General features: G+C 66.2%; 12 protein-coding genes. 5 read left to right on the top strand and 7 right to left on the bottom strand.

Annotated features, from left to right (window positions below):
• Together AC1D1G_RS10585 and AC1D1G_RS10580 are read left to right on the top strand one after the other, a co-directional pair.
• Positions 1-363, top strand: a 363-nt coding sequence (locus tag AC1D1G_RS10585) for an aldehyde dehydrogenase family protein (RefSeq protein ID WP_477951990.1), incomplete at its 5' end; no start/stop codon positions are given.
• A gap of 12 nt (positions 364-375) precedes the next feature.
• Positions 376-1,542: an iron-containing alcohol dehydrogenase gene (locus AC1D1G_RS10580; RefSeq protein ID WP_477951989.1), complete on the top strand. Its 1,167-nt coding sequence runs from the start codon at positions 376-378 to the stop codon at positions 1,540-1,542.
• Here the strand turns inward: AC1D1G_RS10580 and AC1D1G_RS10575 are convergent.
• From AC1D1G_RS10575 to AC1D1G_RS10565, 3 genes are all read right to left on the bottom strand, one after another.
• Positions 1,539-2,363, bottom strand: coding sequence for a PhzF family phenazine biosynthesis protein (locus AC1D1G_RS10575; protein ID WP_477951988.1), 825 nt, complete (start codon positions 2,361-2,363; stop codon positions 1,539-1,541). The two genes, AC1D1G_RS10580 and AC1D1G_RS10575, sit on opposite strands and share 4 nt — an antisense overlap.
• A 74-nt stretch (positions 2,364-2,437) precedes the next feature.
• Positions 2,438-2,932 (bottom strand): DUF3830 family protein, encoded by a 495-nt coding sequence (locus AC1D1G_RS10570; protein ID WP_009477605.1) that lies wholly within the window; start codon positions 2,930-2,932, stop codon positions 2,438-2,440.
• 68 nt (positions 2,933-3,000) lie between these two features.
• A complete protein-coding gene (locus AC1D1G_RS10565) occupies positions 3,001-4,242 on the bottom strand; it encodes an aspartate aminotransferase family protein (RefSeq protein ID WP_477951987.1) in 1,242 nt (413 codons plus the stop codon).
• Between the two features lie 114 nt (positions 4,243-4,356).
• Between AC1D1G_RS10565 and AC1D1G_RS10560 the strand changes: the two genes are divergently transcribed.
• The gene (locus AC1D1G_RS10560; RefSeq protein ID WP_477951986.1) at positions 4,357-5,805 is read left to right on the top strand and encodes an NAD-dependent succinate-semialdehyde dehydrogenase; all 1,449 of its coding nucleotides are present in this window, start codon (positions 4,357-4,359) and stop codon (positions 5,803-5,805) included.
• Positions 5,806-5,808: 3 nt separating this feature from the next.
• On the opposite strand, the gene hsaB is transcribed toward AC1D1G_RS10560, so the two are convergent.
• From hsaB to hsaA, 4 genes are read right to left on the bottom strand one after another with little or no spacing between them, the layout of a single operon-like run.
• Positions 5,809-6,396: a 3-hydroxy-9,10-secoandrosta-1,3,5(10)-triene-9,17-dione monooxygenase reductase subunit gene (gene hsaB / locus AC1D1G_RS10555; RefSeq protein ID WP_005244804.1), complete on the bottom strand. Its 588-nt coding sequence runs from the start codon at positions 6,394-6,396 to the stop codon at positions 5,809-5,811.
• On the bottom strand, positions 6,393-7,295 hold the full coding sequence (hsaC, locus tag AC1D1G_RS10550) for an iron-dependent extradiol dioxygenase HsaC (RefSeq protein ID WP_005263859.1): 903 nt from the start codon (positions 7,293-7,295) through the stop codon (positions 6,393-6,395). The genes hsaB and hsaC overlap by 4 nt, the downstream gene beginning before the upstream one ends.
• Entirely contained in the window at positions 7,295-8,173 is an 879-nt protein-coding gene (hsaD, locus tag AC1D1G_RS10545; RefSeq protein WP_477951983.1) for a 4,5:9,10-diseco-3-hydroxy-5,9,17-trioxoandrosta-1(10),2-diene-4-oate hydrolase, read from the bottom strand. Before hsaD ends, hsaC begins: the two co-directional genes overlap by 1 nt.
• An 8-nt stretch (positions 8,174-8,181) precedes the next feature.
• Positions 8,182-9,357 (bottom strand): 3-hydroxy-9,10-secoandrosta-1,3,5(10)-triene-9,17-dione monooxygenase oxygenase subunit, encoded by a 1,176-nt coding sequence (gene hsaA, locus AC1D1G_RS10540; protein ID WP_477951981.1) that lies wholly within the window; start codon positions 9,355-9,357, stop codon positions 8,182-8,184.
• 190 nt (positions 9,358-9,547) lie between these two features.
• Here hsaA and AC1D1G_RS10535 point away from each other — a divergent pair, with 190 nt between their 5' ends.
• Positions 9,548-10,732, top strand: a complete 1,185-nt coding sequence (locus AC1D1G_RS10535) for a 3-ketosteroid-9-alpha-monooxygenase, oxygenase component (RefSeq protein ID WP_283354808.1) — start codon at positions 9,548-9,550, stop codon at positions 10,730-10,732.
• Positions 10,733-10,734: 2 nt separating this feature from the next.
• The gene (locus AC1D1G_RS10530) at positions 10,735-11,082 is read left to right on the top strand and encodes a hypothetical protein (RefSeq protein ID WP_477951979.1); all 348 of its coding nucleotides are present in this window, start codon (positions 10,735-10,737) and stop codon (positions 11,080-11,082) included.
• Positions 11,083-11,172: the final 90 nt, after the last annotated feature.

Here is an 11,172-nt window from a genome sequence, read left to right as displayed (position 1 = left end):
GTGTACACCGACGAAATCTTCGGACCCGTCCTSTCCGTCATCCGCGTCGACTCCTACGACGAGGCCCTGGAACTGGTGAACTCGAGCCAGTTCGGCAACGGCACCGCCATCTTCACCAACGACGGCGGCGCCGCCCGACGGTTCCAGAACGAGGTCGAGGTCGGCATGGTCGGCATCAACGTCCCCATCCCCGTCCCCATGGCGTACTACTCCTTCGGCGGCTGGAAGAACTCCCTGTTCGGCGACAGCCACGCCCACGGCACCGAAGGCGTCCACTTCTTCACCCGCGGCAAGGTCGTCACCACCCGCTGGCTCGACCCCAGCCACGGCGGACTCAACCTCGGCTTCCCCCAGAACAACTAAGGAACCTCTCCCATGACCGCACACCTCTCACTCCCCCGATTCGCCAGGATCGGGGCCGGAGCAGTCGACGAGATCGGCTCGGTTGTCGACCAACTGGGCTTGCAGAGACCGGTTCTCGTCACCGACTCCTATCTGACCGGCACCGGCGCGGCCGACCGGATCATGAGCCTCCTCAGGTCCGCGGGCAAGGAGCCGGCACTGTTCTCCGGCACCGTGCCCGACCCCACCACCGATTCTCTGGAGGAAGGGCTGAGGATCGTCGCCGAGCACAACGCGGATTCGGTGATCGGGTTCGGCGGCGGTAGTCCGATGGACACCGCGAAGGCATTGGCCGTGCTGTCCGCGAACGGCGGCGAGATGCGGTCGTACAAGGCACCCCACGTGTACACCGGGAAGGCGCTGCCGATCATCGCGGTACCGACCACCGCCGGAAGCGGCTCGGAGGCGACGCAATTCACCGTCATCAGCGACAGCGCTTCCGACGAGAAGATGCTGTGCCCGGGACTCTCCTTCCTGCCGATCGCCGCGATCGTGGATTTCGAACTCACGATGTCGATGCCGCCGCGGTTGACCGCCGACACCGGAATCGATGCGCTCACCCACGCCATCGAGGCGTACGTCAGCAAGAAGGCCCAGCCGTTCACCGACGGACTCGCGCTCTCCGCGATCCGCACGATTGGTAAGCACATCGGCACGGCGTACGCGGACGGTGAAGACCGCACCGCGAGGGAAGCGATGATGGTCGCGTCCATGCAGGCCGGTATGGCGTTCTCCAACTCGAGCGTGGCGCTGGTGCACGGGATGAGCAGGCCGATCGGTGCGCATTTCCATGTCGCACACGGACTGTCGAATGCCATGCTACTTCCCGCGATCACGGCGTTCTCCGTGAACGGAGCGGAGAGCCGCTACGCCGACTGCGCGCGTGCATTCGGCGCTGCACCGGAATCGGCAGGCGATTCCGTCGCCGCGCAGTTCCTCGTCGAAACCCTGAGCACGCTGTGTCACGACCTGAAGGTTCCGACGCCGCTCGCCTACGGGATCGACCGCGACGCCTGGGACGGCCTCATTCCGTTGATGGCAGAGCAGGCGCTGGCGTCCGGATCGCCCGGCAACAATCCGGTCGTGCCCACCGCCGGCCAGATCGAGACGCTGTATTCGGAGGTCTTCAGCCAGCGCTAGAACTCGACGGTGCCCCTGAGGTACCGCCGGTACGCCCCGGACAGGTGGACGCGGTCGCCGCGCACCTCGCAGTGCACCGTTCCTCCCCGCGCCGACAGTTGTCGTCCGACAAGGCTGTCTCGGCCCAGGACGTCAGCCCAGTACGGCGCGATCTGCGAGTGCGCGGACCCCGTCACCGGATCCTCCTGAACGCCGGCCGCGGCGCCGAACCATCGCGACACGAAATCAAGTCCCTCGACGTCGGATGCTGCGGTGACGACGATTCCCCGCACCTCCAGCGGGCTGATCACGGCGAAGTCGGGTGCCATCGACGCGATGTCGCGTTCGGATTCCGCGACGAACACGAGGTCGGTGGCCTTCAGGCACTCCCGCACCGGAATCCCGAGTGCGGCGACGATCCGGGGATCGGCCGCGGTCGGTGCCGGCGGCTCCGCCGGGAAATCCATCACCAGCGTCGCGTCCGGTCCACGGTCGACATGCAGCCAGCCGCTGCGCGTCCAGAATTGGATGCGGTCGGCGTCCGGGTGCACGTCCTCGAAGATCTGTGCGGCGGTGGCGAGGGTGGCATGGCCGCACAGGTCCACCTCGACGGCAGGGGTGAACCACCGCAGGTGATACGCCGGGTGTTCCGGGTCGTGGGGCCCCGCATCCACGGGAAGCTGAGCGGTGTAGAACGCCGTCTCGGACAGGTTGTTCTCTTCGGCGAGTTGCTGAAGCACCGAATCGTCCAGCCAGTCGGCGGTCAGCGGCATAACCGCCGCCGGGTTGCCCTCGAAGGGCCCGGCGGCGAATGCGTCGATCTGATAGATGTCCAGCTTCATAGCGTCCGATGGTGGTGGACGGTCCGGCGCCCGTCGAGGGCCATCGCACACACTCTGGACCGGTCCAGCCTGCGTCAGGCCCGCGCGAAGCTCATCGTCTCGCCTTCGACGCCGCGCATCCACAGGTCGTTGCACGCGGCCGCCAATTCCGGCAGCCCCTCCTCGATGGCGGCGAACACGTTGCCCGGCACCCAGCCGACGTCGCCGTTGAGCAGGAGGTTGTTGCGGCCGTAGAAGATCGCGAGGTCGGTGGCGCCCTGCGCGGCGTGCGCCTCCGAGCCCGGCTCGTACCCGTAGGCGGAGTTGCCGATCTCCCAGGGCTCGAAGTCGAACAGGCACACGTCACCGGGAATCGGTGTGACGGTGGGATTTTCCCGCCGCGGCGCCGCGGTGATCCGCGGGATCAGCGTGTACACCTCGTTGCGCGCGTACTTGGCGTGGTACGCGTCGCCGCTCTGCGGAAGCACGTTCCACACCGCGTCGCACGTGAGTGGTGCATCCTCGTCGAGAAGCCGGGCACGGCAGGTCACGCCGCGCTTGTCCAGGCTGATAGTGATGTAGCGAGCCACAGGTCCTCCTTCGGAGCCCGTGAGTACTTGTTAACCGCCCGCGGTTAACAAGTACTCACGGGTGCTTGTCACACTTCGTCGAGTACTTCGGACCAGATCTTCAGGGCGTCCTCGATCTGTTCCGCCGTCACGATGAGCGGTGGAATCATCCGTACCACGTTCATGTGGGCGCCGCAGGTCAAGAGCAGCAGCCCCTTCTTCGCGGCCAGCTGCTGCGCCGCAGACGCTTTCGCACGGTCCGCACTGCCGTCGGCGGCCGTGAACTCGCTACCCACGAGCAGTCCGAGACCACGGACGTCGCCGATCCCGTCGATGGCGCGGGCGCGCGCACCGTCGAGCAACTGGACGCCCCGCGCGGCGGCGTTGGCCACGAGATCTTCCTTCTCAATCACCTCGAGCGTCGCGACCGCGGCCGCGCAGGACACGGCGTTGCCGCCGTACGTTCCACCCTGCGACCCCGGCCAGCCCTTGGCCATGAGCTCCTCGGACGCCGCGATGCCCGACAACGGGAAACCACTGGCCAGACCCTTGGCGATGGTGATGATGTCGGGCCGGACGTCGAAATGCTGGTGCCCGAAGAACTTGCCGGTGCGACCGAAACCGGTCTGGATCTCGTCGATGACGAGCAGGATGCCGTACCGGTCGGCGCGCTCGCGGAGCCCGTGGAAGAACGCGGTGTTGCCGGGCACGTATCCGCCCTCGCCGAGGACGGGCTCGACGACGAACGCCGCCGTCTCGTTCGGCGCAGTGAGCGTCGCGAAGATGTAATCGAGTTCCTTCAGCGCGAACGCGGTCGCCTCCTCCTCGGTCCAGCCGTAGCGGTAGGCGTTGGGGAACGGTGCCACGTGCACCCCGCCCATCAGCGGGCTGAAGCCGGCCGAGAACCGGGTGCCGGACGTGGTCATCGTCGCCGTCGCGACCGTGCGTCCGTGGAATCCGCCGTGGAAGACGATCACGTTGGGGCGGCCGGTCGCCTGCCGCGACAGTCGCAGCGACGCCTCGACGGCCTCACTCCCCGAGTTCGCGAAGAACAGCGAGTCGAGCCCCGGGGGCAGCACCGATCCCAGTCGATCGACCAGTTCGAGCATCGGCTGGTGCATGACCGTCGTGTACTGGCCGTGGATCAGGGAGCCGACCTGCCTGCGCGCGGCCTCCACGACGTGCGGGTGGCAGTGCCCGGTGCTGGTGACGCCGATGCCCGCGGTGAAGTCGAGATAGCGCCTGCCGTCGGTGCCGTAGAGGTAGCACCCTTCACCGTGATCGACCGTCACGGGTGTGGCCTGTGCGAGCAGTGGAGATAGCCGAGTCACGAGAACCCTCCCACGCGTAGATGCCGGCGAATGTCGGCAAGTGCATTGTCAGATTGTTGACAATCTGTATAACATGGGGAGCGTCCCTTCGGCAATGGAGAATGGGGAAAAATCATGCTCGAGGAAGCAGCAATCGCATCGGTGCAGACCGGCCTGTTCATCGGCGGCAAGTGGCGCGACAGCGCCCGCACCATGCCGGTCCACGACCCGTCCAATGGACAGATCCTGTGCACGGTCGCCGACGCCGACGCCGCGGAGGCCCGCGAGGCGCTCGACGCGGCGGTGGCGGCGCAACCGTCGTGGGCGGCCACGACACCCCGCGAACGCAGCACCATCCTCATGAACGCACACCGACTTCTGCTCGAGAACGTCGACCGGCTGGCGCTGGTCATGACGCTCGAGATGGGCAAGCCCCTCACCGAGGCTCGGGGCGAAATCGCCTACGCCGCAGAGTTCTTCCGCTGGTTTGCCGAGGAGGCCGTCCGCATCGACGGCGGCTACATGACGGCGCCCGGCGGCGGGTCGCGGTTCCTCGTGACCCGACAGCCCGTGGGGCCGAGCCTGCTCATCACCCCGTGGAACTTCCCGATGGCGATGGGCACCCGGAAGATCGGGCCCGCGATCGCCGCCGGATGCACGTCCGTCATCAAGCCGGCGGCCCAGACGCCGCTGTCGATCCTGGCGCTCGCCGACATCCTCACCGAGGCCGGGCTGCCGGACGGCGTTGTCAACGTCGTCACCACGTCCAGCCCCGACGAGGTCATCACTCCCCTCATCCTCGACGGCAGGGCCCGCAAGCTGTCGTTCACCGGTTCGACCAAGGTCGGGAAGCATCTGCTCGAACTGTGCGCGCGCACGGTGATGCGCACATCCATGGAATTGGGCGGCAACGCGCCGTTCCTCGTCTTCGACGACGCGAATCTCGACGACGCCGTCGACGGGGCCATGGCGGCGAAGATGCGCAACATCGGCCAGGCCTGCACGGCTGCCAACCGGATTCTCGTGCACAGTTCGGTCGCCGAGGAATTCACGCGCAAACTCACGCAGCGGATGGAGGCCCTGCCCGTCGGGCGCGGCACGGAGGACGGCGTCGTGGTCGGACCGCTGATCGACGAGGCGGCCGTCGCGAAGGTGAGCAGTCTCGTCGCGGACGCGGTCGACCGCGGCGCCTCGGTGCTCACCGGCGGCGAGGCACTCGACCGCCCGGGCAACTTCTACCCGGCGACGGTCCTGACGGGTGTGCCCGACGAGGCCGAGATGTGCCACAACGAGATCTTCGGCCCGGTGGCCGCGATCAGCACGTTCGAGACCGAGGCCGAGGCCGTCGAGCGGGCCAACGACACCCCGTACGGGCTGGTGGCCTACGTGTACACCGAGAGCCTCAAGCGCGGCATCCGCGTGTGCGAGGCGCTGGAGTCGGGCATGGTCGGCCTCAACCAGGGCGTGGTATCGAATCCGGCCGCGCCGTTCGGCGGCGTGAAGGAATCCGGGCTCGGACGCGAAGGCGGGACCACCGGCATCGACGAATTCCTCGAGACCAAGTACATCGGTGTCGCCGTCTAGGAACTAGAGCCAGGTGTCTTCCGACGACGTCGTGAGGAACGCCTCGAGGTCGTCGCGCCACGGCGCAGGCACCGTCTTGTCCGGCTCGATGCCGGTGTACTGCCCGCGGTAGAACAGCAACGGTCGCTCCTCCCTGATCTCGCTCAGGGAGGAGACCCGGCCGAACGCGACCCAGTGGTCGCCGCCGTCGTGCACGCTCTCGAGCGAGCAGTCGATGTGGGCGAGCGAGCCGGTGAGGATCGGCGAGCCCAGCGGCGACTCCGTCCAGTCGATCCCGGCGAATTTGTCCGGGTCGCGGGAACCGAAGCGGGCGCACGTCGACTGTTGTTCTTCGGCGAGCACGTTGACGCAGAAGATGCCGCTGCGCTCGATCGCCGCCCACGACCGCGACGTCTTGGTCGGGCAGAACAGCACGAGCGGGGGTTCGAGCGACAGCGCGGCGAACGACTGGCATGCGAACCCCACGGGCACGCCGTCGTCGATCGTCGTGATGATGGTGACGCCGGTGCAGAACTGGCCGAGCACCGTCCGGAACCGTCGCGGATCGATCGCCTCGGCCGCGACGGCCCCGTCCCCGGTCACCTCGCTCACGGCTGCATCCCGACGCTGAAGTCGTGACCCCACAGGCTGACGGCCGTGCTCTCCCTCGCGATCCAGCTCTCGTCCTCCACCTGACGTCCCTCGCAACCGAATTCGATGTCGAAGCCGCCGGGGGTCTTCATGTAGAACGACAGCATCAGGTCGTTGACGTGGCGGCCGAGCGTGGCCGACATCTTGACCTTCTTGCGGAGCGCGCGGTCGAGGCACAATCCGACGTCGTCGGAGTTCTCGACCTCGATCATCAGGTGCACGATGCCGCTCGGCGTCGGCATCGGCAGGAACGCGAGACTGTGATGCCGCGGGTTGCAGCCGAAGAACCGCAACCACGCCGGCTTGCCGTCCGCCGGCCGCCCGACCATTTGCGGGGGCAACCGCATCGAATCGCGCAGGCGGAAACCGAGGACGTCGCGGTAGAAGCGCAGCGACGCCTCGTCGTCCGTGGTCGAGAGCACGACGTGCCCGAGGCCCTGCTCACCGGTGACGAACTTGTGCCCGTACGGGCTGACCACGCGCCGGTGCTCCAGGGCCGCGCCGTGAAACGCCTCGAGCGTGTTACCCGACGGGTCCTCGAACGTGATCAGCTCGTCGACCCTGCGGTCCTGCAGCTGCTCGGCCGTCCCCTCCTTGAACGCGACGCCGGCCGCCGACAGGTTGTCCCGGACCTCCTGCAACTCCGCGGCATTGGCCGTCTCCCAGCCCGACACCGACAGCCGGTCCTGCTCCCCCGGGAAGATCACGAGGCGAGCCGGGAAGTCGTCCATCCGCAGATACAGGGCGTCCGGGTCGGAGCCCTTGCCCTCGACCATGCCGAGCACCTTGAGACCGTATTCGCGCCACGCGGCCATGTCGGTGGCCTCGATGCGCATGTATGCCAGTGAACGAATACTCATCACTTACCCCCGTCCAGAAGGAAATCGGTGGCCAGGCGGTTGAACTCGTCGAACTTCTCCAGCTGCGCCCAGTGTCCGCACCCGCCGAAGACGTGCAACTGCGCCCGCGGAATCATCTTCAGCGCCACCAGCGCACCGTCGAGCGGGTTGACCCGGTCTTCGCGACCCCAGATCAGCAGCACCCGCTGGCGCAGCTTGTACGCGTCGCGCCACAGCATTCCCAGCTCGAAGTCGTCCGAGGAGAACGACTTTCCCATCGCCTTGGCGGCCGCGAGCGACTCGGGTGTGCTCGCGGCGGCGAAACGTTCGTCGATCAGTTCGTCGGTGATCAACTTCTGGTCGAACACCATGATGCGCAGGAACGCCTCGAGGTTCTCCCGGGTGGGCTGGTAGCCGAATTTGCCGAGGTTCTTGACGCCCTCGGTCGGGTCCGGGGCGAACAGGTTGACGCTCAGCCCGCCCGGGCCCATGAGCACCAGCCGGCCCGCGCGGTCGGGGTAGTCCAGCGCGAAACGCACCGCGGCACCGCCACCGAGCGAGTTGCCGAGCAGGTGGACACGTCCGCCGACGCCGAGGGTGTCGAGCAGGTCCTTCAGCGCGGACGCGCTGTGCACGAAGTACTGCGGGTGCTCGGTCGGCTTGTCCGACAACCCGTATCCCGGCTGATCGACGGCGAGCACGTGGAACTTCTCGGCGAGAACCGGGATGTTCCTGGCGAAGTTCGACCACGACGAAGCGCCCGGTCCGCCGCCGTGCAGCAGCACGATCGTGGTGTCGTTGCCGACGCCGGCCTCGTGGTAGTGCAACGTCAGGTCGGGCCGGACCTGCGCGAACTTCGAGGTGGACTCGAACGTGAGGGCCTCTTCGGTAGTCGTCACGTGTTCTCCTAGACCATCGTGTCGGTGATGGGCAGACCGAATTCGCCTGTGCCGTACATGACGTAGGCGCGCTCGGGATCGTTGGCCGCGTGGACGCGTCCGGCGTGCGCGTCGCGCCAGAAACGCTGCAGCGGCGTGCCATTGGCCAGCGCGGTGGCCCCCGAGCTCTCGAACAGTTTGTCGATGGACGAAATGGCGCGGCCCGTGGCGCGCACCTGGTCGCGGCGAGCCCGCAGCCGCAGCTCGAACGGGACTTCCTCACCGGCGACGAGCAGTGCGTATTCGTCGGCGACGTTCCCGGACAGCTGGCGCCAGGCTGCGTCGATGTCACTCGAGGCCTCTGCGATGCGAACCTTGGCGAACGGGTCGTCCTTCGCCTTCTCACCGGCGAACGCCGCGCGGACGCGCTTTCCCTGATGTTCGACGTGCGCGTCGTAGGCGCCATAGGCCATCCCGACGATCGGCGCGGAGATGGTGGTGGGATGGATTGTTCCCCAGGGCATCTTGTAGACGGGTGCGGTGTTGCGCTCGAGCCCGGGTGCGGTGAGGTTGCTCATCGCCTTGAAGCTGAGAACGCGGTGCGTCGGGACGAAGACGTCCTTCACCACCACGGTGTTACTGCCGGTTCCGCGGAGTCCCACCACATTCCACACGTCGTCGATCCGGTAGTCCTCGCGCGGGATGAGGAAACTGACGAAGTCGACCGGGCGACCGTCCTTGATGACGGGCCCACCGAGCACCGCCCAGCTGGCGTGATCACAGCCGGAAGACCAGGCCCAGGCACCGTTGACCGTGTATCCGCCGTCGACGACCTGCCCGGCGCCCATCGGCGCGTACGACGACGAGATCCGGACGTCGGTGTCGTTGCCCCACACGTCTTCCTGAGCCTGCTGCGAGAACAGGGCGAGGTGCCAGTTGTGGACACCGATGATCGACGAGACCCAGCCGGTGGAACCGCAGGCGCTCGCGATCTTCCGCACCGCGGAGTAGAACAACACCGGATCCGCCTGGTATCCACCCCACTGTTCGGGCTGGAGCAACCGGAAGAATCCGGTCTCCTGGAGCGCCTTCATGGAATCGTCGGGGATACGACGTAGATCCTCGGTCTCCTGCGCACGCTCTCGCAGCGTCGGCAGTAGTGCGTCGAGCCGCTGCATCACCTCGTGACTGTCATGGTCACCCACAGGACGCTCCTGTCTCGTTCGATGGTTCACTTATCTTCTGAGACTAGAACACGTTCCCATTTATGTCGAGATGCCGGCAAAGGCGCTGTTTGACGGCACGGGTCTGGAAGAAAGCCCCCGAAAATCTGGCGGATCGTGTCGAAGTTCTATAACGTGTTCTACTAACAGCATGAAGGGATGTGAGGGCACAATGGCGCAGATTCGCGAGATCGATGTGGGCACGGTCCAGACCCGCTTCGCGCGTGGTTGGCACTGCCTCGGTTTGACCAAGACGTTCAAGGACGGCAAACCGCATTCGATCGAGGCATTCGGCACCAAACTCGTCGTCTTCGCCGACAGCAAGGGCGAACTGAAGGTTCTGGACGCGTATTGCCGGCACATGGGCGGCGACCTGTCTCAGGGCACGGTCAAAGGCGATTCCGTGGCCTGCCCGTTCCACGACTGGCGCTGGGGCGGCAACGGCAAGTGCACCAGCATTCCCTACGCACGCCGGGTTCCCCCGATCGCCCGCACCCGGGCATGGCTCACCCTCGAGCAGAACGGTCAGCTGTTCGTCTGGAACGACCCGGAGGGCAATCCCCCGCCGGAGAACGTGACCATCCCCCGCATCGAAGGCGCCTACAGCGACGAGTGGACCGACTGGACCTGGAACTCGATGCTGATCGAAGGGTCCAACTGCCGCGAGATCATCGACAACGTCGTCGACATGGCGCACTTCTTCTACATCCACTACGCGTTCCCGACGTACTTCAAGAACGTCTTCGAAGGCCACATCGCAACGCAGTACCTCAACACGAAAGGTCGCCCCGACGTCGGGATGGCGACGCAGTACGGCATGGAATCGCTGCTGCGTTCCGAGGCCGCGTACTACGGGCCGTCCTACATGATCAATCCACTGTGGAACAGCTACGGCGGGTACGAGGTCGAGAGCGTCCTCATCAACTGCCACTATCCGGTGACGAACAATTCGTTCATGCTCCAGTACGGCGTGACCGTCAAGAAGCCGACCGGCATCGACGACGAAACAGCCGACAAGCTGGCCGCAAAGTTCACCGAGGGCATCGCCGAGGGATTCCTGCAGGACGTCGAGATCTGGAAGAACAAGACCAAGATCGACAACCCCCTGCTCTGCGACGAGGACGGTCCGGTCTACCAGCTGCGACGCTGGTACGACCAGTTCTACGTCGACGTCGCCGACGTCACCGACAAGATGACGCAGCGTTTCGAGTTCGAAGTCGACACCACCAAGGCCAACGAGGCCTGGCAACACGAGGTCGAGGAGAACCTGGCCCGTCAGAAGGCCGAACGCGAGGCCGGTGAGCGGTCCGAGAACACGACCGCGGGGCGGTCCGAGAGCAAGGAAGCGCAGGTCTGATCATGAGTGCCTCGATCGAATGGGCCAAAGCTCCCGACTTCGCCGGGCAGCCTGCTCGGCTCGAGGCCATTCATGCGCAGACGTTGGCCGACAAGGCCAATTACCTCGACGACGGCATGAACGAAGTCGAGTGCCGTACGTGCGGAACCTGTGTGCTGGTGCGCAAGAACAGCCTCAAGCACACGAGCGTCCAGTGGACGGACGACCCTGCGAAGACGTGCCCGAGGTTCCGGGACGCCGTCGGCGAGGGACAGTCCACCGCGCTCCGCGAGGGGTGCCCGCGACTGTGGGACAGCATCAACCACGCGGTGATGGAGGGGTTCATCGACGTGCGAGATCGCGTCGAATAGTCGTCGGTACCGCTGCGGCGGATGCGTCGCCCGATGTGACATTCGTGCAGTCAGGCTGCACGAATGTCACATTGGGCGCTTAGGCTGGAT

This window comes from Rhodococcus sp. P3_B8, from assembly GCF_056402775.1.
This window is presented reverse-complemented; position numbering and strand designations above follow the sequence as displayed.